Genomic DNA, 22,715 nt, shown 5'->3' with positions numbered 1-22,715 from the left:
CCGGCGCGCCCGACCCCGCATCATGCGCCGCCCCGGGTTCCGTTCCCCCCGCCCCTTCAGACGCCAAGTCCCGCATGGCCGTGTCCCTCCTGCGTGGTGATCTCGTCGCCCGGTGCAGCGGGCACCAGGCAGGCCCGCCGATTGGGCACGCCGTTGACCGTCGCCAGGCAGTCGAAGCACTGGCCGATGCCGCAGAACGCGCCGCGCGGGCGGCCCCCCTCGCGGGTGGTGCGCCAGGCGAGGATGCCCGCGCCCCACAGCGCGGCGGCGACGGACTGGCCGGGCAGCGCGGGCACCGGCCGCCCGTCGACGGTGATGTCGAACGCCGGGCCGGGCTGCGCCCCGGTGAGCTCTGCGGGGGTACGGGCCACCGCGGGCCTCCTTTCGTGACGTCCTTGTCAGGCGGCGGAGTCGAACCGGGACGGCTCGAACGGCGTTGTGTCCAGGGCGGGTTGGGCCCCGGTCAGGCAGCTCGCCACCAGGTGCCCCGTCGCCGGGGCGAGGCCGATGCCCGCGCCCTCGTGGCCGCACGCGTGCAGCAGTCCGGGCACGCGCGGGTCGGGGCCGATCGCCGGGAGGTGGTCCGGCAGGTAGGGGCGGAAGCCCGCGTACGTCCGCATCGCGCGGATGCCGGCCAGCACCGGGAACAGCGCGGTCGCCCCGGCCGCCAGGCGGCGCAGGGCCTCCGGCGACAGGGTGCGGTCGAAGCCAACGCGTTCGCGGCTCGCGCCGATCAGGACGGGGCCCGCCGGGGTGCCCTCGATGACCACCGAGGTCTGGAGCGCCGCCGAGCCGCTGGCCACATCGGCCACGTAGTCGGCCCCGTACACCTTGTGCCGTACGACGCGCGGCAGCGGTTCGGTGACCAGGACGAAGCCGCGCCGGGGCAGCACGGGCAGTTCGACGCCGGCGAGCCGGGCGAGTTCGCCGCCCCAGGCGCCGGTCGCGTTCACGACGTACGGCGCGTGCAGCTCGCCCCAGGCACCCCGCACCCCGCGCACCGCGCCGCCGGGTCCGGTGAGAACCCCGGTGACCGCCTCGCCGAGCCGGATCTCCGCGCCCGAGGCGCGCAGCAGGTGGGCGGTGGCGAGGGCGGGCATGACCTGGGCGTCCTGGGGATAATGGAAGCCTCCCGCGAGACCCGGCGCCAGGTGCGGCTCCAGGTCGTGCAGCCGGTCGGCCGCCACGTCGCGTACGGTCACGCCCGCCTTCTCCTGGCCCGCCGCGAAGGTGCGCAGCGCGGCCAAGCCCGCCCCGTCGGACGCGACCACCAGGCCGCCCTTGGGCTCGTACTCGATGCCCGGTGGGAGCAGCCCGGCGAGCTCGCGCCACAACTGGGCGGAGAACAGGGCGAGTTCGAGTTCGGGGCCGGGTTCCTTGTCGGAGACGAGGATGTTTCCCTCGCCCGCGCCGGTGGTGCCGGCCACCACCGGGCCCCGGTCGAGCACGGTGACCCGCAGACCGGCGCGGGCCGCGTAGTAGGCACAGGCGGCACCGACCACTCCGGCCCCCACGACGATGACATCCGACGTGCTTCGCATGGACACCTCAGTAATATTTCACATGGCACTGGCGCCTGCCAAGAGACCCACCCGGAACAGGCGCCCGACGGCCCCCAGCACCAACTCCGCCATGGGCAAGGGTGGATAAAAGGCGTGCTGATGGGTTGCCAGTACAATTTCACATTACTATGTTACGGGTCACATTCCAGCCAGCTCTGGCTGTCCGACCTGTTCACGGAGTGACCACTGATGAACAAGCGCACTTCCACCGCCGTCGCCGCAGCCCTCGCGGCGACGCTCGCCCTCGGCGCGGCCGGCTGTTCCGGGGGAAAGCACGCGAGCGGGGGCGAGGCCGGCGGCAAGAACCCCGCCGCCGCCAACGTGGGCAACATCGTCGGTGGCACCCCGGCCAAGGGCGGCACCCTCAACGTCCTGTCCGACCAGGACTTCAGCCATCTCGACCCGGCCCGCAACTGGGTCATGGACGACATGGACTTCGGCACCCGGCTCCTCTACCGCACCCTGGTGACCTACAAGGCGGCCCCCGGCACCGGCGGCGCCGAGCTGGTCCCCGACCTCGCGACCGACCTCGGCACCTCGTCCAACGGGGCCAAGACCTGGACGTTCCACCTGAAACAGGGCGTCAAGTACGAGGACGGCACACCCGTCACCGCGCAGGACGTCAAGTACAACGTCGAGCGGTCCTTCTCGCCCGACCTGCCCGGCGGCGCCGACTACGCGGCCCGCTACCTCGCGGGCGCCGACGGCTACCGGGGGCCCGCCCAGGGCAAGCACCTCGACTCGATCAGGACACCGGACGACCACACGATCGTCTTCGAACTGCGCAAGCCCTTCGCGGAGTTCCCGAACGCCACCGTCATGCCGACGTTCGCCCCCGTCCCGAAGGCGCGGGACACCGGCCCCACCTACGACAACAGACCCTTCTCGTCCGGCCCGTACAAGGTCGAGTCCTACGAGCGGAACAAGAAGCTGGTCCTGGTGCGCAACACCGGCTGGGACCCGGCGACCGACACGGTGCGCAAGGCCTACCCCGACCGGATCGTCGTCACGATGGGGCTCAAGGCCACCCAGATCGACGACCGGATGATCGCCAGCCAGGGCCCGGACGCCTCCGCCGTCTCCTGGGAGGCGCTGCGCCCGGAGAGCGCGTCGAAGGTGCTCCCCAGCGCGGAGGTCCGCTCGCGGCTGCTCGCGGAGTCCACCAACTGCACGGACATGGTGCAGATGCACACCGGGCGGGCCCCCTTCGACAACGTGAAGGTGCGCCAGGCCGTCGAGTACGCGCTCGACAAGGACGCGGTGCTCACCTCCTCCGGCGGGCCCGCCTTCAACGACCTGTCCACCGCGTACATGCCGGCCACGCTCTTCAACGGCAAGCAGCCCGACACCCTCAAGATCCCCGCCACCGGTGATGTCGCCAAGGCGAAGGAACTGCTCAAGGAGGCGGACAAGCCCGACGGGTTCACGACGAAGATGACCGTGTCCACCGGCGACAAGGGGCGTGCCGAGGCGGTCCAGCAGTCGCTGGCCAAGGCCGGGATCAAGGTCACGATCGAGACCGTCGACCCCTCCGCGTTCTACGCCACCATCGGCGACACCAAGAACCGCACGGACATGGTGTACACGGGCTGGTGCCCGGACTACCCGTCCGGGTCCACCTTCCTGCCGTTCGTCTTCGACGGGCGCTTCATCAAGGACCAGGGCAACTCCGGCAACCACTCGCTGTTCCGCGACGCGGCCACGATGAAGCGGATGGACGAGATCGCGGCGATGACCGACGTGAAGGCGGCGGCCGCCGCCTGGCAGCAGCTCGACGGCGAGATCCTCGCCAAGGCGCCCGCCGTCCCGGTCCTGGTGCGGCGCTGGCCGCTCGTGCTCGGCACCAACGTCGCGGGGGCCTACGGCCAGACGTCCTTCGGCGGTCAGCTCGACTACGCCACCGTCGGGCTCAAGTCCCCCGCCAAGAGCGGGAATTGAGGACACGATCGTCATGACCACTCTGGTGAAGTCACCGGTGGCGGCGACCGGGGCCGGACCCTGGCGCGCGGCCCGCGCGGAACTGCGCCGCCGCACCTCCGTGAAGGTCTCCCTCGCCGTCGTCGTCCTGTTCCTGCTCATGGCGGCGGGCGCCCCGCTGCTCGGCGCGCTCGGCGGCTGGTCGCCCGACGAGTTCGACAAGACCGCCATCGACCCCTACCTCGGCGGCCAGCCGCTGGGGCCGCTCGGCGGGATCTCCGCCGACCACTGGCTCGGCGTCGAACCCGTCACCGGCCGCGACCTGTTCGCACGCGTCGTCTACGGCGCGCAGGTCTCCCTGCTCATCGCGCTGACCGCCACCGCGATCGTCGTGGTCGCGGGCACGGCCGCCGGGATCGCGGCCGGATACTTCGGCGGCCGCACCGACGCCGTGCTCTCCCGCCTGATGGACCTCACCATGTCCTTCCCCTCCCTCATCTTCATGATCGCGATGATGTCGGTGGCCAAGGACGTCAACCGGATCCTGCTGATGACCGCCGTCATCGGCCTGTTCGGCTGGCCCGGCATCGCCCGTGTCGTGCGCGGCCAGACCCTCTCGCTCAAACACCGCGAGTACGTGGACGCCGCCCGCGTCGGCGGCTCGGGACCCTGGCGCATCCTGAGCCGGGACATCCTGCCCGGGGTCGCCGGGCCCGTCATCGCGTACACCACGCTCATCGTCCCCGGCATGATCGCCACGGAGGCGGCGCTCAGCTACCTCGGCGTGGGCGTGCGCCCGCCCACCCCGTCCTGGGGCCAGATGATCGCCGAGAGCGTGTCCTTCTACGACACCGACCCCATGTACTTCATCGTCCCGAGCAGCTGCCTGTTCCTCACGGTGCTCGCGTTCACGCTGCTCGGCGACGCGCTGCGCGACGTCCTCGACCCGCGGGGGAGCCGCACATGACCCGCTACCTCGCCCGCCGCGTCCTCGGCGTGATCGGCGTGCTCATCGCGATCGCCGCCGTCACGTTCACCATCTTCTACGTCCTGCCCTCCGATCCGGCCGCCGCCGCCTGCGGCAAGTCGTGCAGCGCCGACCGTCTGGAGGCGATCCGCGCCCACATGGGTCTCGACCAGCCGCTGTGGCGGCAGTTCTGGGACTTCGCCTCCGGGATCTTCACCGGCCGCACCATGGGCAGCGGCCAGTACACGCTGCACTGCGGCTTCCCGTGCCTGGGCTACTCGTACGAGAACAGCCAGTCCGTCTGGTCGCTGCTCATGGACCGCCTCCCGGTCTCCGCCTCGCTGGCGCTCGGCGCGGCCGTGCTCTGGCTGCTGCTCGGCCTGTCCGCCGGGGTCGTCGCGGCCCTGCGCAAGGACACCTTCACCGACCGGGCCCTGATGGTCGGCGCGGTCGCCGCCGCCTCACTGCCGGTCTACTTCACCTCGGTGATGCTGATCTACGGCCTGATCCGGGTGGCCGGACTGCTCCCCTACCCGCAGTACGTCTCCCTCACCGCCGACCCGGTGCACTGGGCGTCCAACCTGCTGCTCCCCTGGATCGCGCTCGCCATCCTGTACGCCGCCATGTACGCGCGCCAGAGCCGCAGTTCGATGATCGAGACGATGGCGGAGCCGTACATCCGCACAGCCCGCGCCAAGGGCCTGCCGCGCCGCACCGTCGTCGTCAAGCACGGCCTTCGCGCCGCGATGACCCCGATCCTCACCCTGTTCGGCATGGACCTGGGCGGGCTGCTCGCGGGCGCCGTCATCACCGAGTCCATCTTCGGCCTGCCCGGCATCGGAAGGCTCTTCTACAACGCCCTGTCCACCGGCGACCAGCCCGTCATCCTCGGCGTGACCCTGCTCGCCGCCGCCTTCATCGTCGTCGCCAACCTGGCCGTCGACCTCCTGTACGCCGTCGTCGACCCGCGAGTGAGGTTCTGATGGCCGCCGCCACAGACGATCAAACCCTGCTGTCCGTACGGGACTTGAGCGTCACCTTCCCGACCGGGCGCGGTCCGGTACGGGCCGTCGACGCGCTCTCCTTCGACGTCCACCGGGGGCGCACCCTCGGCATCGTCGGCGAATCCGGGTCCGGCAAGTCCGTCACCTCGATGGCCGTCCTCGGCCTGCACACCGGCGCCGAGGTCACCGGCTCCATCCGCCTGGACGGCCAGGAGCTGGTCGGCCTGCCCGAACGCTCCCTGAACCGGCTGCGCGGCCGCCGCATCGCGATGATCTTCCAGGACCCGCTGTCCAGCCTCCACCCCTACTACACGGTCGGCGAGCAGATCGCCGAACACCACCGGGTGCACTTCAACTCCCGCCGCGCACAGGCCCGCAGACGCGCCGTGGAGATGCTCGCCGAGGTCGGCATCCCCGAGCCGGGGCGTCGGGCGGGCGAGTATCCGCACCAGTTCTCCGGCGGCATGCGCCAGCGCGTGATGATCGCCATGGCGCTCGCCTGCGAACCCGAACTGCTCATCGCCGACGAGCCGACCACCGCCCTCGACGTCACCGTGCAGGCCCAGATCCTGGAGCTGCTCGCCCGTCTCCAGGAGGAACGCGGACTCGCCGTCGTCATGATCACCCACGATCTCGGGGTGGTCGCGCGGGTCGCCCACGAGGTCCTGGTGATGTACGGCGGACGGGCCGCCGAGCAGGCCCCGGTGGACGACCTGTTCGCCATGCCCGCCCACCCCTACACGCGCGGCCTGCTCGACTCGCTGCCCCGCCTCGACGACAGCGACGACGAACCGCTGCGGGCCATCCCCGGCAGCCCGCCGTCCCTGCTCACCCCCACACCCGGCTGCGCGTTCGCGCCCCGCTGCCCGAGGGCCGCCGTCGCCTCCGAGACCGTACGGGAGCGCTGCACGAGCGAACGGCCGCTGCTCACCGGCCCGTCCGGCCATCCGGTCGCCTGCCACCTCCCCGCGTACGAAGGCGTCGCCTCATGACCACGAACCTCGCAACGAGGCCCGCAGCAAGGAGCCACCCGTGACCATGAGTGCCCAACCCCTGCTCTCCGTACGTGACTTGACGATGTCCTTCCCCGGCCGGCGCAGCCGCTCCGCGCCCGTGCGGGCCGTCGGCGGCGTCAGCTTCGACCTGGCGGCCGGTGAGACGCTCGGCCTGGTCGGCGAGTCCGGCTGCGGCAAGTCGACCACCGGCCGCATGATCGTGCGGCTCCTGGAACCCACCTCCGGGACGATCGCGTACGACGGCCGCGACATCAGCCGGCTGAACCGGCGCGAGCTGGGGCCGGTGCGCAAGGACCTCCAGATGGTCTTCCAGGACCCGCACTCCTCCCTCAACCCGCGCCAGACGGTGGCCAGGATCATCTCCGATCCCCTTCTGGCACACGGGAGTTCGGCATCCACGGCGCGCGCCCGAGCGGTCGAGCTGATGGACCTGGTGGGGCTCATCCCCGAGCACATCGACCGCTATCCGCACGAGTTCTCCGGCGGCCAGGCCCAGCGCATCGGCATCGCCCGCGCACTCGCGCTCAGCCCCAGGCTGATCGTCGCGGACGAACCGGTCTCCGCGCTCGACGTCTCCGTACAGGCCCAGATCGTCAACCTGATGGAGCGCCTCCAGAAGGAACTCGGCCTCGCCTACCTCTTCATCGCGCACGACCTGTCGGTGGTGAAGCGGGTCTGCGACCGGGTGGCCGTGATGTATCTGGGGCGCATCGTGGAGATCGGCGCCAAGGAGCGCGTCTACGCGGCCCCCGCCCACCCCTACACCCGGGCGCTGCTGTCCGCCGTGCCGCTGCCGGACCCGGCGGCCGAGCGGAGCCGGGAGCGCATCACCCTGCTCGGCGACCCCCCGAGCCCGGCCGCACCCCCGCCCGGCTGCGCCTTCCACCCGCGCTGCGCGAGCGCCGAGGAGATCTGCCGCACTCAGGCGCCGGTGCTGCGAACCGTCGTGCCCGGGGAGGGGCGGGAGGTGGCCTGCCACTTTCCGGAGGCTGGGTGAGTTCCGGCGGGACGTCCCGGGATCGAGGGTGCTCGGCTTCCCACATCGCAGGTCAGTACGGTGAGATGCCGACGGGACACGTCTCGGGAAGCTGTGGGTGCTGCTCGGCGGCACCCGGCTGCATACGGTTGCGCAGGGCGCCAACGGGGAGTCGGCGCCGACGTGGTCCGCACTCCGCACGAGTCCGGACACCTAATCCGTCGCACTGCGAAACAGGGGGATCAGACATGCGTCTCAAGCGCATAGCTCAGGCGGTCGGAACATTCGCAGCCGCTCCGCTCCTCGTCCTGGCGACGAGCGCGGCGGCCCACGCCGACTCGGACGTCCACTGGACCCACAAGCCGGACAACGCGTGCCTGGAGCCGAGCTACAACTGGGCGGGCACGCCGAACGACGTCGAGGTCGACAACTGTCAGAACACCGTCGCCTTCTGGCACGACGTGCACCAGAGCGACGGAAGCTGGCTTGAGAAGGACGCGACCAGCCCCGGCTACTGCATGACGGCCTACACGGACCACGACGTCTACCTGGAGTCCTGCAGCGGAAACAACTACCAGCGCTGGGACGAGATCGACACCGGTAACGGCTGGAAGCTGCGCAACCGGCAGACCGGCGAATGCCTCGACAGCAACGGAAGCTCCGTCTACATGCACCAGTGCAACGACGGAAACGTCTACCAGCTCTGGTACTGAGACAACCTGCCGCAGACCGCTACAACAAGGGGGAACTGAAGTGATTCGGCAGCGTATTGGGCGTTTGGTGGGTGCGGCCCTGGTCGCACCGCTCCTGATCGTCGGGACGAGCGCGGCGGCCCATGCGGACGGTGACGTCGTGTGGAACCACAAGAACGGCGGAGGCTGTCTCAGCGGCATGTGGGACCACCACTCCGGCTGGAACGACGTGGGCCTCTACCCCTGTTCGTTCGGCGCCTCGAAGTGGCACGACGTCAACGTCGGAGGCAATGTCTTCATCGAGCGGATGGCGCAGGTACCGGGTTCCTGCCTCGCTGGGTACACCGACCACGACGCCTACGTGGAGGCCTGCAGCAGCGGCCAGAACGACTACCAGCGCTGGCGGGAGATCAACACCGGCGACGGCTGGAAGCTGCAGAACGTGGCCACCGGCGAATGCCTCGATGCCAACGACGCCAGCAAGGTCTACACGCACGAGTGCAACGACGGGAACGTCTACCAGCTCTGGTCCTGAGGGCCTGACAGCGGCGGACGCCTACAGCACGGTGCTGCCGAGCGGGAACCCCGGGCGGGCGCCCGGCAGCACGTAGAAGAGCGCCGAACCGTGGTGCTGGACAAATGAGTTGAGCGCGTCCCCCGCAGCCAGCCGCTGCTGCACGCGGACGAAGAGCCCGGGATCGTTCATATAGGCCAAAAAGAGCAGCCCCCGATCTTGGGGGCTGTTCTCGTAGGCGTAGCCGCGCCGCAGCATCCGCGCGCCGTTGTCGAGCCGGGGATGCGCGAGCCGCACGTGTGCGTCGGCGGGCAGCACGAGCGCGCCCTCCGGCGTCTTCGCCTCCAGATCGACGTCCTGGTGCTCGGTTCCGCCGCCGAGCGGCTCGCCACCGTACTTGCGCCGCCCGATGATCTGCTCCTGCCTGCTGACCGGCAGCCGCCCGAACTCCTCGGTGCGCAGGCGCACCCGGCGTACGACGAGGAAGGTGCCGTCCGCGTACGGGTTCCGGCCGGCCAGCCACACCCAGTGCTCGCTCTCGGCCGGAGTGGGGTTGGCCGTGCCGGTCTTGAAGCCGAGGAGGTTGCGCGGGGTGTCGCCCCCTTGTACGGAGGTGAAGGGGCCCGACCGGGCGCCGGGGCGCTCCGGCGGCAGGAAACCGGACTGGCGCCAGCGCGGCAGCAGCACCCCGGCGCCCGCACCCGCCAGCATCGCGGCCGTCCGCTCGCAGGCCCGCGGGTCCTGCGCGCAGATCTGTACGGCGATCTCACCGCCGCCTGCCCCCGCCTCCAGGCGCTCGCCCACGAACGCGGGCAGTTCGCGCAGACCCTCGGGGGCGCCGGCGCCGAGCCGCGCGGGCAGCGCGGGGCCGATGCCCACGGTCGCGGTGGGGCCGGGCTCGGCAGCGGCGAGCAGCTCGGTCCACCGGGCGAGCAGCCGCCGCACCGCGTCCCGCCCGGCGGCACCGCGGGTGCCGGGCGTCAGGTCGTAGGAAATGAGGAGGGCGTGCGGCTGCTGGGGTTCGGTGACCCCCGGCTGGCGGACCGGCCGCGGAGCCGCACCGGGCTCGGGCCGCCGCTCACGCCGCGGCGCGGGGCCGCATCCGGTCAGCGCGACCGCCGCGGGAAGGGTGGTCAGGACGGTGCGGCGGCCGACCCGGGGGGCGGCGGTCCGGGGTACGGCGGGCCTGGGGGCACTCGACTCTTCGTACAAAACGGTGCATTTCGCTCAGGAAGGTGCTGGGCACGATACACCTGCGGCGCTGGGTGACCGGGTTTCCGCGGCTCCTGCGTTTTTGCGCCCGGCGGTTCGTCGGCCGGTGCGCATGTCGGCAACGCGGCCCCAGAAGGACAGCCTCGTGGCCGAATGACCGAATGGCCGAGTGGCCGCCGCTGCTCTGGTCGGCGCCGCCCGGCTCGCCGAGCCGTGCCCCGAGTTTCCGTCGGCCGGCTCCCACATGCTGGGGGTCGGGCACGCCCCGGGTGACATGGGGCGCCGGCGCGCCGTGACCCGGCCGGCGGTCGTCCGGTTTCCGCCGGCCGGTTCCTGTGATCCGATTTCCGTAATCCGTTTTCTGTTATCCGACGGCCGCCAGGGTGTTCTCCCTTGGGTCGGGTCAGTTAGGTTCGGTCGGTGCTGGGGAGAGTGGTCGAGGCGTGATCAGTGAACAGGGAGCCGCGATGGTCGTCGCGGCCGGAGCCGGGGACCAGCGGGCCCGCGACGAGCTCATAGCCGAGTATCTGCCGCTCGTCTACAACATCGTCGGCCGGGCGCTGAACGGGCACGCCGACGTCGACGACGTCGTGCAGGAGAGCCTGCTGCGGATGCTCGACGGGCTCGGCTCGCTGCGGGACCCGGCGGCCTTTCGGTCCTGGCTGGTCGCCGTCACCATGAACGAGGTCCGCCGGTACTGGCAGGGCCACCGCCGCGCCCCCGTCGACGGCGGGCTCCAGGACGCGTACGACGTCGCCGACCCCGGTGCCGACTTCGTGGACCTCACCATCGTGCGGCTCGGGCTCTCCGGGCAGCGCAAGGAGGTCACCGAGGCCACCCGCTGGCTGGAACCCGACGACCGGGCGCTGCTCTCGCTGTGGTGGCTGGAGGCGGCCGGGGTGCTCACCCGGGGCGAGGTCGCCTCGGCGCTCGACCTGTCCCCCGAGCACGCGGCCGTACGCATCCAGCGCATGAAGGGCCAGCTGGAGACGGCCCGCGTCGTCGTGCGCGCCCTGTCCGGCGTCGAGCGCTGCGGCGAACTGTCGGGGCTCGCGCTGTCATGGGACGGCGTGCCCTCCGCGCTGTGGCGCAAGCGAATAGCCCGGCACGCGCGAACCTGTGCGGTGTGTTCCGGACACTGGAGTGGGCTCATACCCGCCGAAGGACTCCTCGTCGGCCTCGCCCTCGTCCCGGTCGCGGCCACCGCGGGCCTCTTCGCCGCCCTGCACGGACAGACGCCGAACCTCCAGAACGCCGCCCACGGCCAGAGCGCCGCTCAGGCGCAGGGCATGCAGACGGCGGCGCACGCCACCGACGCCCCGCACGCCCCCCGCTCGCACCGCGCCACCCACGGCGCCCGCAAGGGCCGCGCGCCCGCCTCGCGGGGTGATCTGCGCCGGGACCGGCAGGCCCGGCGCCGGCGCCGGGCCGCCGCCGTGATAGCCGCCCTGGCCGTGGTCGGCGCCCTCGGCGGGGCCTTGCACTTCATGACCGGCACCGGGCAGGACCCGGCCCACTCCGTCGCGGACGCCGCCAAGACCACCACCGACGCGGCCGCCGACGGCATCAGCACCAAGCCCGTACCGCCGTCGCCGTCAGCCTCCAACTCCCGCCCCGCGACCGGCAGTTCACCCAGCAAGGCGCCGGAGAAGCACACCGCGCCCGCCGCCAAGCCGTCCGCGCGCCCGGCCCCGCCGAAGCCCGCGACGTCCGCGGCCCGTTCGGCGCCGAACACGGCCAGTGCCGAGGTGCCCGCCGCGCAGGAAGTGCTCACGCTGCTCAACTCCGAGCGCGCCAAGGCCGGTTGCTCCGCCCTCACCAGCAACCCCAAGCTGTACTCGGCGGCGCTGAAGCACTCCGAGGCGATGGCCGCGCAGAACTTCTTCGACCACACCGACCCGAGCGGCGCCGGCCCCGGCGACCGCATCACCGCCGCCGGGTACCAGTGGAGCTCGTACGGCGAGAACATCGCCCGCGGCCAGCAGGACGCGGCGTCGGTGATGGACTCCTGGATGCACAGCCCCGGCCACCGCGCCAACATCCTGAACTGCGCGTTCAAGGAGGTCGGCGTCGGTGTGCACTACGGGTCCGGCGGCCCCTGGTGGACGCAGGACTTCGGCACCCAGGGCTGAACGGCCGGGCGGCCTCAGCCCTGGCCCTCCTCCAGGTCGCCCTCGGTCTCCAGGTACACCTGGCGCAGTGCTTCGAGGACCGCCGGGTCGGGCTTGGCCCACATGCCGCGCGACTCGGCCTCCAGGAGGCGCTCCGCGATGCCGTGCAAGGCCCAGGGGTTGGCGTCCTGGAGGAACTCGCGGTTGGCCGGGTCCAGGACGTACGTCTCGGTGAGCTTGTCGTACATCCAGTCGGCGACCACGCCGGTCGTGGCGTCGTAGCCGAACAAGTAGTCCACGGTGGCGGCGAGTTCGAAGGCCCCCTTGTAGCCGTGGCGGCGCATCGCCTCGATCCACTTGGGGTTGACGACCCGGGCCCGGAAGACCCGGCTGGTCTCCTCGACCAGGGTGCGCGTCTTGACCGTCTCCGGGCGCGTCGAGTCGCCGATGTAGGCCTCGGGGGCGGTCCCGCGCAGGGCGCGGACGGTCGCCACCATGCCGCCGTGGTACTGGAAGTAGTCGTCCGAGTCGGCGATGTCGTGCTCGCGGGTGTCGGTGTTCTTCGCCGCGACCGCGATCCGCTTGTACGCCGTCTCCATCTCGTCCCGGGCCGGGCGCCCGTCCAGTTCGCGGCCGTAGGCGTAACCGCCCCACACCGTGTAGACCTCGGCGAGATCGGCGTCGGTGCGCCAGTCGCGGGAGTCGATGAGCTGGAGCAGGCCCGCACCGTAGGTGCCGGGGCGCGATCCGAAGATGCGGGTGGTGGCCCGGCGTTCGTCGCCGTGCTCGGCCAGGTCGGCCTGGGTGTGGGCGCGTACGTGGTTGTGCTCGGCGGGCTCGTCCAGGGAGGCCGCCAGGCGTACGGCGTCGTCGAGCAGGCCGATGGTGTGCGGGAAGGCGTCGCGGAAGAAGCCCGAGATGCGCAAGGTCACGTCGATGCGCGGGCGGCCGAGCTCCTCGTACGGGATGGCCTCCAGGCCGGTGACGCGGCGCGAGGCGTCGTCCCAGACCGGGCGCACGCCGAGCAGCGCCATCGCCTCGGCCACGTCGTCGCCCGCCGTGCGCATCGCGCTCGTACCCCACAGGGAGAGCCCGACCGAGGTCGGCCAGTCGCCGTTGTCGGTGCGGTAGCGGTTGACCAGCGATTCGGCGAGGGCCTGGCCGGTCTCCCAGGCGAGCTTGGAGGGCACGGCCTTGGGGTCGACGGAGTAGAAGTTGCGGCCGGTCGGCAGGACGTTGACCAGGCCGCGAAGGGGGGAGCCCGAAGGGCCCGCCGGTACGAAGCCGCCGTTCAGGGCGTGCACGGCGTGGTCGAGTTCGGCGGTGGTCGCGGCGAGTCGCGGGACGACCTCGCGGGCCGCGAACTCCAGGATGGCGCGGACCTGTTGGGGCTGATCGGCCGGGATCGCGGCGAGGTCCCAGTCGGCGTCGTCCATCAACTGCACCAGGGCGCGGGCCTTGTCCTCGGCCTCGTCGGCGATGGTGCGGGTGGCCGCCGACTCGTCCAGGCCGAGCGCCTCGCGCAGGCCGGGCAGGGCGGTGGTGCCGCCCCAGATCTGGCGGGCGCGCAGGATCGCGAGGACCAGGTTGACGCGATCGGCGCCCGCCGGGGCGTTGCCGAGCACGTGCAGACCGTCGCGGATCTGGACGTCCTTGATCTCGCAGAGCCAGCCGTCGAGATGCATGATGAACTCGTCGAAGCCCTCGTCCTCGGGGCGGTCTTCGAGCCCCAGGTCGTGGTCGAGCTTCGCGGCCTGGATCAGCGTCCAGATCTGGGCGCGGATCGCGGGGAGCTTCGCCGGGTCCATGGACGCGATCTGGGCGTGCTCGTCCAGGAGTTGCTCAAGGCGCGCGATGTCGCCGTAGGAGTCGGCGCGGGCCATCGGCGGCACCAGGTGGTCGATCAGCGTGGCGTGCACGCGGCGCTTGGCCTGGGTGCCCTCGCCCGGGTCGTTGACCAGGAACGGGTAGATGAGCGGGATGTCGCCGAGAGCCGCGTCCGGGCCGCAGGCGGCGGACAGGCCCGCGTTCTTGCCGGGCAGCCACTCCAGGTTGCCGTGCTTGCCGAGGTGGATCATCGCGTCGGCGCCGAACCCGCCGTCGGCGGCGGACGCCGCGATCCAGCGGTAGGCGGCCAAGTAGTGGTGCGAGGGCGGCAGATCGGGGTCGTGGTAGATCGCGATCGGGTTCTCGCCGAAGCCGCGCGGCGGCTGGATGAGGATCAGCAGGTTGCCGCGGCGCAGGGCCGCGAGCACGATGTCGCCCTCGGGGTTGCGGGACCGGTCCAGGAACATCTCGCCGGGCGGCGGCCCCCAGTGCTGCTCGACGTTCTCGCGCAGTTCCCCGGGCAGCGTCGCGTACCAGCGCTTGTAGTCGGCGGCCGGGATGCGGACCGGGTTGGCGGCGAGCTGCTCCTCGGTGAGCCAGTCCTGGTCGTGGCCGCCCGCCTCGATCAGGGCGCGGATCAGCTCGTCGCCGTCGCCGGAGACGAGGCCCGGGATCTCCTCCTCGGGCCCGAAGCCGTACCCCTCGGCGCGCAGCCGCCGCAGGAGCGCGACGGCGCTCGCGGGGGTGTCGAGCCCGACCGCGTTGCCGATCCGGGAGTGCTTGGTCGGGTACGCGGACAGCACGAGCGCGATGCGCTTGTCGGCGGCCGGGATGTGCCGCAGCTTCGCGTGCCGTACGGCGATCCCGGCGACTCGCGCGGCCCGCTCGGCGTCGGCGACGTACGAGGGGAGTCCGTCCTCGTCGATCTCCTTGAAGGAGAACGGCACGGTGATCAGGCGGCCGTCGAACTCGGGCACCGCGATCTGGCTGGCCGCGTCCAGCGGGGACACGCCCTCGTCGTTCTCCTCCCAGGCGCTGCGCGAGCCGGTGAGGCAGAGCGCCTGGAGGATCGGCACGTCCAGGCCGCTGAGCGCGCCCGCGTCCCACGACTCGTCGTCGCCGCCCGCCGACGCGGTGGCGGGCTTGGTGCCGCCGGCCGCGAGAACGGTGGTCACGATGGCGTCGGCGGCACGCAGTTCTTCGATGAGCGCGGGCTCGGGGTCCCGCAGCGAGGACACGTACAGCGGGAGCGCCCGGCCCCCCGCGTCCTCGATCGCGCCGCACAGGGCGTCCACGAAGGCGGTGTTGCCGCTCATGTGGTGGGCGCGGTAGTAGAGCACGGCGACGGTCGGGCCGTCGGTGGCGGCAGTGGTACCGGTGGCGGTGGCCGTACGCTCCAGCGGTCCCCAGGACGGGGCGGGCGCGGGCGGCTCGAAGCCGTGGCCGGTGAGCAGCACGGTGTCGGACAGGAAGCGGGCGAGCTGGTCGAGGTTGGCCGGGCCGCCGTGCGCGAGGTAGGCGTGCGCTTCGGCCGCGATGCCGACGGGGACGGTCGAGGCCGCCATCAGCTGGGCGTCCGGGGCCTGTTCGCCGGTCAGCACGACAACGGGCAGTCCGCTCTCGGCGAGCGCGTCGAGGCCCTCCTGCCAGGCGCGTACGCCGCCGAGCAGGCGCACAACGACGAGTCCGGCGCCGTCGAGGAGCGCGGGGAGTTCGTCCAGGGCGAGCCGGGACGGGTTGGCGAAGCGGTAGCCCACCGGGCCGTTCGCGGCGCGGGCGCTGAGCAGGTCGGTGTCGGACGTCGACAGGAGCAGGATGGGGCGGGGGTCCTCTGCGGGCTCCCCGGACGTGTGCAGCATGCGGCGTCAGGCCTTCCTCGGGGTGTCCGCGCCCCGGGTGGTGTCGGAATGGGTCTCCCCCGCGCCGGGCGGGACCCGGAGCTGGGGAAGGGGAGTTCCTGACTCACCCGGCCGAGCGGGGCTCGGGTCCGGGCTCACAGTGGCGGGACCGCGCCGGAATCACACCGGGCTTCCTCCCCTGACGCCGTCACCGGCGTGCCGGGCCAGGTGGCCCGCTGCCTGCATAGTAGCGACCCCGTCCAGGGCGGTCTTTGGCCGCTCGGGGTCGTCCCGGGCTGCTCGGCTGGGCTCCGCGGGCCGCTCGCGCGGGCGGGGCGGGGTGCGGGCTCCCCCGGGCGTGCGGTGGTTGCTCGCGCAGTTCCCCGCGCCCCTGGCAGGGTTGACCCGGGGGCGGCGGTCGGGGGCGGGCCGTGCGTGGTTGCTCGCGCAGTTCCCCGCGCCCCTGGCAGGGTTGACCCGGGGGCGGCGGTCGGGTGCGAGCCGTGGATGGTTGCTCGCGCAGTTCCCCGCGCCCCTGGCAGGGTTGACCCGGGGGCGGCGGTCGGGGGCGGGCCCTGCTTGCTTGCTCGCGCAGTTCCCCGCGCCCCTGGCAGGGTTGACCCGGGGGCGGCGGTCGGGTGCGAGCCGTGGATGGTTGCTCGCGCAGTTCCCCGCGCCCCTGGCAGGGTTGACCCGGGGGCGGCGGTCGGGGGCGGGCCCTGCTTGCTTGCTCGCGCAGTTCCCCGCGCCCCTGGCAGGGTTGACCCGGGGGCGGCGGTCGGGGGCGGGCCCTGCTTGCTTGCTCGCGCAGTTCCCCGCGCCCCTGGCGGGATCGGCCCCGGCCCGCAACGGAGCGTTTCAGCCCGTCCTGGGGGTCCCCCCTGGCCCTTAAGGCCTTGGGGGAGTTTGAGGACGAGCGCCCTTCAGGCGCGAACGGGGTCTGGGGCGGAGCCCCAGGGTCCTTCACCGCCGGAGGGTCTCGGGAAGGGGCGGGGTGGGGGAAGAACCCAGGGTGGCCACCGGCGCACGCGTGGGTATGCTCGCCGCCATGCCGCCCCCCTCCTCAACACCTCCCAACCAGGGCGAACCCCGTATAGAGGACCCCTTGGGAGCTGTCGTACGCGAGGCCCGCACCCCGGACCGGGATGCGACCGGAGAACCCGGCCGCCCGGCCCCCGTCGTGCGGGACCGCGGCGACGCCTGCCCCGGCGCCCTGCGGCTGCACACCGCCGACGACGGCCGCCTGGCCCGACTCCGGCTGCCCGGCGGCATGTTGACGAATCATCAGCTCGACGCGCTGGCCACCGCGGCCGAGCGGTACGGAGACGGCCACCTCGGCATCACCTCCCGCGGCAACGCCGAGTTGCGCGGGCTCGGCGACTCCTGCGGGACGGGCCTGGCCGAACTCCTGCGCGGGGCAGGCCTGTTGCCCTCCGAACGGCACGAGCGCGTCCGCAACATCATCGCCTCTCCGCTGGCCGGACTCGACGGCCTCGGCCACGGCGACCTGCGCCCATGGCTATGCGAACTGGACGCCCTGCTGTGCGGCCGGGACTGGACGGCGGCACTCTCGGGCCGGTTCCTGTTCGCCCTGGACGACGGCCGCGGCGACGTCGCGGGCCTCGGCGCCGATGTGACCTTGCTCGCACAGCCGGGCGGGGACACGGCGGTCGTACGCGTCGGTGCGAGCGCGCTGCGCGTGGCCGGGGCCGACGCCTGCCGCGCCGCGCTCGCCGCCGCGCACGCCTTCCTGGCGACCGCGAGCGCCGCGGGCAACGGCGCGTGGCGAGTCCGCGAACTCCCTCCGGGGTGCGCGGTGGACCTCGCGACGGCCCTGGAGCACGCGGGCATCAGCGCGAGCCCGGCCACGGCGGACGTCCCGCCGGGCCCGGCCACGGCGAACACTCAGGCGGTTTCAACACCCGCGGACATCCCGGACCCGGCAACCGCGAACGCCCCGGCGGGCTCGGCAACAGCCGACCTGCCAACGGGCCCAGCCACGGCGAACGTCCCAGCGGGCCCGGCAACCACGGACCTGCCAACGGTTCCGGCCACGGCGGACATCCCCGCGGCCTCGGCCGCCCCCGGCATCGTGGCAAGCCCCGACGGCACGTACACCCTGGTCGTCGTGCCCGTGCTCGGCCGGGTCGGCGCGCGCCGGCTGCGGGCGCTCGCCGGGCCCGCGGGTGAGATCAGGGTCACCCCCTGGCGCGGATTCGTCGTGCCCGGGTTCGGCGAGCGCGCGGCGCGGGAGCGGTTGCGGGAGCTCGGCGACGCCGGGTTCATCACCGCGCCGGGCTCGCCATGGACCGGCGTCGGGGCGTGCACCGGGCGGCCCGGCTGCGCCAAGGCGCTGGCCGACGTACGTCGGGACGCCCTGCCGGGGCCGGGCGCGCTGCCGGTCTACTGGTCCGGTTGCGAACGCCGCTGCGGGCATCCGCAGGGCGACTGGGTGGACGTGACCGCGACCGCCGATGGCCACTACACGGTCGCCGTACGGGGCGCGGCCGCACGCGAAGTCCCGGTGCCGGAAAGCGAGTTGGCCGAAGCGGTCGCCCGAGCGCGGAACGGCCGAACATGAGTACGGCAGAACCGGCACGGCGGCCAGACATGAGTACGGCAGAACCGGCACGGACGGGCGGCGGACGTACGACGCCCGCGGAACCGGGCGGCGACGGAACAACCACGAGATGAGCGGGAGCACAGTGTTCGACTACGAGAAGGACGGCGCGGAGATCTACCGCCAGTCCTTTGCCACGATCCGCGCCGAGGCGGACCTCGCCGGGCTGCCCGCCGACGTGAGCCAGGTCGCGGTCCGCATGATCCACGCCTGTGGCATGACGGACCTGACCCGCGACCTCGGCTGGACGCCGGGCGTCGTGGCCCGCGCCCGCGAGGCGCTGCGCGCGGGCGCGCCCATCCTGTGCGACGCGCGGATGGTCGCCAGCGGCGTGACCCGCAAGCGGCTGCCCGCCGACAACGAGGTCATCTGCACCCTGGCCGACCCGTCGGTGCCCGAGCTCGCCGCGAAGATGGGCACCACGCGCAGCGCCGCCGCCCTGGAGCTGTGGCGCGACCGCCTGGACGGCGCGGTCGTCGCCGTCGGCAACGCGCCCACCGCGCTCTTCCGTCTCCTGGAGATGATCGAGCAGGGCGCGCCGCGCCCGGCCGCCGTCATCGGCGTACCGGTCGGCTTCATCGGCGCCGCCGAGTCCAAGGACGCGCTCGCCGCGCACCCTTCGGGCCTGGAACACCTGGTGGTACGGGGCCGGCGCGGCGGCAGCGCGATCGCCGCCGCCGCGCTCAACGCGATCGCGAGTGAGACGGAATGAACGAGAACAGCAACGAGACCGGCAACACCAGCGGTCGGCTTTACGGGGTCGGGCTCGGGCCCGGCGACCCGTCGCTGATGACGGTCCGCGCCGTCCAGGCGATCGCCGAGGCCGATGTCGTCGCGTACCACTCGGCACGCCACGGCCGGTCGATAGCGCGCTCGATCGCGGCGCAGCACATCCGTGCCGACCACATCGAGGAGAAGCTGGTCTACCCGCTCACGGTGGAGACCACCGACCACCCCGGCGGCTACCGGGGCGCCCTCAACGACTTCTACGAGGAGGCCTCGGCCCGGCTGGCCGAGCACCTCGACGCTGGTCGCACGGTCGCCGTGCTCGCCGAGGGCGACCCGCTGTTCTACGGCTCGTACCAGCACATGCACAAGCGGCTCGCGCACCGCTATCCCACCGAGGTGATCCCCGGTGTGACCTCGGTGAGCGCCGCGGCCGCCCGGCTCGGGGAGCCATTGGTGGAGGCCGAGGAGGTGCTCACGATCCTGCCCGGCACGCTGCCGGAGGAGGAGCTCACCGCGCGCCTGGCCGCGACCGACTCGGCCGTCGTGATGAAGCTGGGGCGTACGTTCACCAAGGTGCGTCGCGCGCTGGAGCGTTCGGGCCGCCTGGAGGAGGCGCGGTACGTGGAACGCGCCACCATGGCGGGCGAGCGCACCGGCCAACTGGCCGACGTGGACCCGGAGTCGGTGCCGTACTTCTCCGTCGCGGTGCTGCCCAGCCGGATCGACGCCACACCCCCCGAGCGCGAGCGCGGCGAGGTCGTGGTCGTCGGCACCGGTCCCGCCGGGCCGCTGTGGCTGACTCCCGAGACGCGGGGCGCGCTCGCCGCCGCCGACGACATCGTGGGCTACACCACGTACGTGGACCGGGTGCCGGAGCGCCCGGGGCAGCGGCGGCACGGATCGGACAACAAGGTGGAGTCCGAGCGCGCCGAATTCGCGCTCCAACTGGCCATGCGGGGCAGGCGGGTCGCGGTCGTATCCGGGGGCGACCCGGGCATCTTCGCGATGGCCACGGCCGTCCTGGAGGTCGCGTCCCAGCCCGAGTACGCGGACGTCCCCGTGCGGGTTCTGCCGGGGGTGACCGCCGCCAACGCGGCCGCCGCCCGCGCGGGCGCCCCGCTCGGCCACGACTACGCCACCATCTCGCTGTCCGACCGGCTCAAGCCCTGGGAGGTCATCGCGGAGCGCCTGCACGCCGCGGCCTCGGCCGATCTCGTACTCGCGCTCTACAACCCCGGCTCCGCGAGCCGCACTTGGCAGGTCGCCAAGGCCCGCGAACTACTCCTGGAGCACCGGGCGCCGGACACCCCGGTCGTGGTCGCGCGGGACGTGGGCGGGCTCGCCGAGCGGGTCCGCATCGTGCGCCTGGCCGAGCTGGACCCGGCCGAGGTCGACATGCGCACCATCCTGCTCATCGGCTCCTCGCAGACGCGGACGGTACGCCGGGGCGACGGCGAGGAGATCGTCTGGACCCCGCGCCGCTACCCGGAGAACTGACGCACCCAGGCGGCCGCCTCCTCGGGGGTGGCCGCCACGCGCACGCCGTCCGGCACGGGCGGCCGCCGCACCACGACGACGGGGATCCCCGCCTCGCGGGCGGCGGTGAGCTTGGGCGCCGTGGCGGCCCCTCCGCTGTCCTTGGTGACCAGCACGTCGATCCCGTGCGCCCGCAGCACCTCCCGCTCCCCGTCGAGGGTGAAGGGGCCCCGGTCCAGGAGCACCTCCATTCGGGCCGGGCAGGGCGGCTCGTGCGCGTCCACCGAGCGCATCAGGAACCACAGCTCGTCGAGGTGGGCGAAGGCGGCAAGGCCCATCCGTCCCGTGGTCAGGAAGACCCGGCGGCCCAGCTCCGCAAGCAGCGACGCCGCGTCGTCCAGCGAGTCCGCGGCGTGCCAGCGGTCGCCTTCCTGCGGGACCCACCCGGGCCTGCGCAGCGCGAGCAGGGGAACATGGGCTGCGGCTGCGGCCGCCGCAGCGTTGAAACTGATCGTCCGGGCGAAAGGATGGGTGGCGTCGATGAGTACGTCCACCCGGTGCGTACGCAGCCACTGGGCGAGCCCCTCGGCGCCTCCGAACCCGCCGACGCGGACCTCGCCGGCCGGAAGGCGGGGCGCGGCGACCCGCCCCGCGAGCGAACTCGTCACGCGCATCCCGGAGAGGTCCGCGTCGTACAGCAGCCCGGCCAGCCGCCGGGCCTCGCCCGTACCCCCCAGAATCAAGACGTGCACAGGATCGGTTCCGTTCGTGAGTGAGGCCGAGGATCATGAGTGAGGCCAAGGGCGGGCGCGGCGCCCAACTCAAGCACACCGGGCTGCGCCCCGGCTGGACCACCGGCGCCTGTGCGACGGCGGCCACCACGGCCGCGTACACCGCGCTCCTGACCGGCGACTTCCCCGACCCCGTGACGATCACCCTGCCGCGGGGCCAGACGCCAGCGTTCGCCCTGGCGGCCGAGGAGCTGGCCGCCGGGCACGCGATGGCGGCCGTGGTGAAGGACGCGGGCGACGACCCGGACGTGACGCACGGCGCGCTGATCCGTTCGACGGTACGGCTCCTTCCGCCCGGCTCCGGCGTCGTGTTCCGCGCGGGCGAGGGCGTGGGCACGATCACCCTGCCCGGCCTGCCGCTGCCGGTGGGCGACCCGGCGATCAATCCGGTGCCGCGCCAGATGATGCGCGAGCACGTGGCGCTGGTGGCGGGGCGGCACGGTGCGCCGGGCGATGTCGAGATCACGGTCTCCGTCGACCACGGCGAGGAGATCGCCCGCTCCACCTGGAACCCCCGCCTGGGCATCCTGGGCGGCCTGTCGATCCTGGGCACGACCGGCATCGTCGTGCCGTACTCGTGCTCGGCGTGGATCGACTCGATCCGCCGCGGCGTGGACGTGGCAAGGGCGGCGGGCCGCCGCCACGTGGCGGGCTGCACGGGCTCGACCTCGGAGAAGACGGTGATGGCGCAGTACGCCCTGCCCGAGGACGCCCTCCTGGACATGGGCGATTTCGCGGGCGCGGTCCTGAAGTACGTACGCCGTCACCCGGTGGACCGCCTGACGATCTGCGGCGGCTTCGCCAAACTGTCGAAGCTGGCCGCGGGCCACCTGGACCTCCACTCGGCCCGCTCCCAGGTGAACAAGCCCTTCCTGGCCGCGCTGGCCCGGCAGGGCGGCGCGGACGAGTCCCTCGCGGACCAGGTGAGGGAGGCCAACACGGGCCTGGCGGCACTTCAGTTGTGCACGGCGGCGGGGATCCCGCTGGGCGACCTGGTGGCCACCCGCGCACGGGACGAGGCGCTGGGAGTGCTGCGGGGGGCACCGGTGGTGGTGGACGTGATCTGCATCGACCGCGCGGGGTCGGTGGTGGGCCGAAGCGATCCGGCTGGTCCGTGACCCCGGTCCCGACCCCGCCAGGGGCCCGGGGAACCGCGCGACCAGCCACCCGCCTGGCTACGGATGCCGATGCGGGCCGGCACCAACCCTGCCAGGGGCGCGGGGAACCGCGCGACCAGCCCCCACCGGTCCGCGGCTTGACGGTCGTCGGGGATCCGGAGCACGGCCCGGGGACCCGCACCGCATCCCGCCAGGGGCGCGGGGAACTGCGCGACCAGCCCCCACCGGTCCGCACCGGCACTCGACCCCAGCCCGTCATGGGGGTCCCCCCTGGCCCTTAAGGCCTTGGGGAGTTTGAGGAGCGGGAGGCGGGGGCCTGGGCGAGCGCCCCCAGCACCCCAAGAC

The 22,715-nt window shown here is 72.9% G+C and carries 17 protein-coding genes and 1 riboswitch; of the genes, 12 read left to right on the top strand and 5 right to left on the bottom strand.

Translation table 11 applies throughout. The features are described from left to right. Positions 1-56 precede the first annotated feature (56 nt). Both OG522_RS19710 and OG522_RS19705 read right to left on the bottom strand, forming a co-directional pair. On the bottom strand, positions 57-371 hold the full coding sequence (locus tag OG522_RS19710) for a (2Fe-2S)-binding protein (RefSeq protein WP_329464305.1): 315 nt from the start codon (positions 369-371) through the stop codon (positions 57-59). A 27-nt stretch (positions 372-398) separates the two neighbouring features. Next, a complete protein-coding gene (locus tag OG522_RS19705; protein WP_382810238.1) occupies positions 399-1,541 on the bottom strand; it encodes an NAD(P)/FAD-dependent oxidoreductase in 1,143 nt (380 codons plus the stop codon). A 210-nt stretch (positions 1,542-1,751) separates the two neighbouring features. Between OG522_RS19705 and OG522_RS19700 the strand changes: the two genes are divergently transcribed. The 7 genes from OG522_RS19700 to OG522_RS19670 all read left to right on the top strand — a co-directional run bounded on the left by OG522_RS19700 (position 1,752) and on the right by OG522_RS19670 (position 8,669). After that, positions 1,752-3,500, top strand: a complete 1,749-nt coding sequence (locus OG522_RS19700) for an ABC transporter substrate-binding protein (protein WP_329464303.1) — start codon at positions 1,752-1,754, stop codon at positions 3,498-3,500. 13 nt (positions 3,501-3,513) lie between these two features. Next, on the top strand, positions 3,514-4,446 hold the full coding sequence (locus OG522_RS19695) for an ABC transporter permease (protein ID WP_329464302.1): 933 nt from the start codon (positions 3,514-3,516) through the stop codon (positions 4,444-4,446). After that, complete coding sequence (locus OG522_RS19690; protein ID WP_329464301.1) at positions 4,443-5,429, top strand: ABC transporter permease; 987 nt, start codon at positions 4,443-4,445, stop codon at positions 5,427-5,429. Before OG522_RS19695 ends, OG522_RS19690 begins: the two co-directional genes overlap by 4 nt. Further along, positions 5,429-6,442 carry an ABC transporter ATP-binding protein gene (locus OG522_RS19685; protein ID WP_329464300.1) on the top strand — a complete coding sequence of 338 codons (1,014 nt, stop codon included), beginning with the start codon at positions 5,429-5,431 and terminating at the stop codon, positions 6,440-6,442. The genes OG522_RS19690 and OG522_RS19685 overlap by 1 nt, the downstream gene beginning before the upstream one ends. A gap of 46 nt (positions 6,443-6,488) precedes the next feature. Next, a complete protein-coding gene (locus tag OG522_RS19680; RefSeq protein WP_329464299.1) occupies positions 6,489-7,463 on the top strand; it encodes an ABC transporter ATP-binding protein in 975 nt (324 codons plus the stop codon). 227 nt (positions 7,464-7,690) lie between these two features. Further along, positions 7,691-8,155, top strand: a complete 465-nt coding sequence (locus OG522_RS19675) for an RICIN domain-containing protein (RefSeq protein ID WP_329464298.1) — start codon at positions 7,691-7,693, stop codon at positions 8,153-8,155. Positions 8,156-8,195: 40 nt separating this feature from the next. Beyond that, positions 8,196-8,669 carry an RICIN domain-containing protein gene (locus OG522_RS19670; RefSeq protein WP_329464297.1) on the top strand — a complete coding sequence of 158 codons (474 nt, stop codon included), beginning with the start codon at positions 8,196-8,198 and terminating at the stop codon, positions 8,667-8,669. Between the two features lie 21 nt (positions 8,670-8,690). Here OG522_RS19670 and OG522_RS19665 read toward each other — a convergent pair whose 3' ends face one another. Next, on the bottom strand, positions 8,691-9,860 hold the full coding sequence (locus OG522_RS19665; RefSeq protein ID WP_329464296.1) for a Dyp-type peroxidase: 1,170 nt from the start codon (positions 9,858-9,860) through the stop codon (positions 8,691-8,693). 443 nt (positions 9,861-10,303) lie between these two features. Between OG522_RS19665 and OG522_RS19660 the strand changes: the two genes are divergently transcribed. After that, a complete protein-coding gene (locus tag OG522_RS19660) occupies positions 10,304-11,992 on the top strand; it encodes a sigma-70 family RNA polymerase sigma factor (RefSeq protein WP_329464295.1) in 1,689 nt (562 codons plus the stop codon). Between the two features lie 14 nt (positions 11,993-12,006). Here the strand turns inward: OG522_RS19660 and cobN are convergent, their stop codons facing one another. Then, complete coding sequence (gene cobN, locus OG522_RS19655; protein WP_329464294.1) at positions 12,007-15,657, bottom strand: cobaltochelatase subunit CobN; 3,651 nt, start codon at positions 15,655-15,657, stop codon at positions 12,007-12,009. A 92-nt stretch (positions 15,658-15,749) separates the two neighbouring features. Further along, positions 15,750-15,854, bottom strand: a riboswitch (cobalamin riboswitch). Positions 15,855-16,672: 818 nt separating this feature from the next. Between cobN and OG522_RS19650 the strand changes: the two genes are divergently transcribed. The 3 genes from OG522_RS19650 to OG522_RS19640 all read left to right on the top strand — a co-directional run bounded on the left by OG522_RS19650 (position 16,673) and on the right by OG522_RS19640 (position 20,482). Continuing rightward, positions 16,673-18,217 carry a cobalamin biosynthesis protein CobG gene (locus OG522_RS19650; RefSeq protein ID WP_329467648.1) on the top strand — a complete coding sequence of 515 codons (1,545 nt, stop codon included), beginning with the start codon at positions 16,673-16,675 and terminating at the stop codon, positions 18,215-18,217. Between the two features lie 109 nt (positions 18,218-18,326). Continuing rightward, positions 18,327-18,968, top strand: a complete 642-nt coding sequence (locus tag OG522_RS19645; protein WP_329464293.1) for a precorrin-8X methylmutase — start codon at positions 18,327-18,329, stop codon at positions 18,966-18,968. Beyond that, a complete protein-coding gene (locus OG522_RS19640; protein WP_329464292.1) occupies positions 18,965-20,482 on the top strand; it encodes a precorrin-2 C(20)-methyltransferase in 1,518 nt (505 codons plus the stop codon). The genes OG522_RS19645 and OG522_RS19640 overlap by 4 nt, the downstream gene beginning before the upstream one ends. Here the strand turns inward: OG522_RS19640 and OG522_RS19635 are convergent. Next, positions 20,467-21,213: a cobalt-precorrin-6A reductase gene (locus tag OG522_RS19635; protein ID WP_329464291.1), complete on the bottom strand. Its 747-nt coding sequence runs from the start codon at positions 21,211-21,213 to the stop codon at positions 20,467-20,469. The genes OG522_RS19640 and OG522_RS19635 overlap by 16 nt on opposite strands. A 35-nt stretch (positions 21,214-21,248) precedes the next feature. Here OG522_RS19635 and OG522_RS19630 point away from each other — a divergent pair, with 35 nt between their 5' ends. Then, complete coding sequence (locus tag OG522_RS19630) at positions 21,249-22,370, top strand: cobalt-precorrin-5B (C(1))-methyltransferase (RefSeq protein ID WP_329464290.1); 1,122 nt, start codon at positions 21,249-21,251, stop codon at positions 22,368-22,370. Positions 22,371-22,715 lie beyond the last annotated feature (345 nt).

This window comes from Streptomyces sp. NBC_01431 (genome assembly GCF_036231355.1).
In the GTDB taxonomy this organism is placed as follows: Bacteria; Actinomycetota; Actinomycetes; order Streptomycetales; family Streptomycetaceae; genus Streptomyces.
The sequence above is the reverse complement of the archived record's forward strand: the minus strand, read 5'-3'. Positions and strand labels throughout refer to the sequence as shown.

What these genes read in the sequence shown, in the direction of transcription:
- OG522_RS19695 (WP_329464302.1), top strand. Translation starts at nt 3,514, where the DNA reads ATGACCACTCTGGTGAAGTCACCGGTGGCGGCGACCGGGGCCGGACCC.
- OG522_RS19680 (WP_329464299.1), top strand. Translation starts at nt 6,489, where the DNA reads ATGAGTGCCCAACCCCTGCTCTCCGTACGTGACTTGACGATGTCCTTC.
- OG522_RS19650 (WP_329467648.1), top strand. Translation starts at nt 16,673, where the DNA reads ATGCTCGCCGCCATGCCGCCCCCCTCCTCAACACCTCCCAACCAGGGC.
- OG522_RS19645 (WP_329464293.1), top strand. Translation starts at nt 18,327, where the DNA reads ATGAGCGGGAGCACAGTGTTCGACTACGAGAAGGACGGCGCGGAGATC.
- OG522_RS19700 (WP_329464303.1), top strand. Translation starts at nt 1,752, where the DNA reads ATGAACAAGCGCACTTCCACCGCCGTCGCCGCAGCCCTCGCGGCGACG.
- OG522_RS19675 (WP_329464298.1), top strand. Translation starts at nt 7,691, where the DNA reads ATGCGTCTCAAGCGCATAGCTCAGGCGGTCGGAACATTCGCAGCCGCT.
- cobN (WP_329464294.1), bottom strand. Translation starts at nt 15,657, where the DNA reads ATGCTGCACACGTCCGGGGAGCCCGCAGAGGACCCCCGCCCCATCCTG.
- OG522_RS19690 (WP_329464301.1), top strand. Translation starts at nt 4,443, where the DNA reads ATGACCCGCTACCTCGCCCGCCGCGTCCTCGGCGTGATCGGCGTGCTC.
- OG522_RS19705 (WP_382810238.1), bottom strand. Translation starts at nt 1,541, where the DNA reads ATGCGAAGCACGTCGGATGTCATCGTCGTGGGGGCCGGAGTGGTCGGT.
- OG522_RS19630 (WP_329464290.1), top strand. Translation starts at nt 21,249, where the DNA reads ATGAGTGAGGCCAAGGGCGGGCGCGGCGCCCAACTCAAGCACACCGGG.
- OG522_RS19685 (WP_329464300.1), top strand. Translation starts at nt 5,429, where the DNA reads ATGGCCGCCGCCACAGACGATCAAACCCTGCTGTCCGTACGGGACTTG.
- OG522_RS19640 (WP_329464292.1), top strand. Translation starts at nt 18,965, where the DNA reads ATGAACGAGAACAGCAACGAGACCGGCAACACCAGCGGTCGGCTTTAC.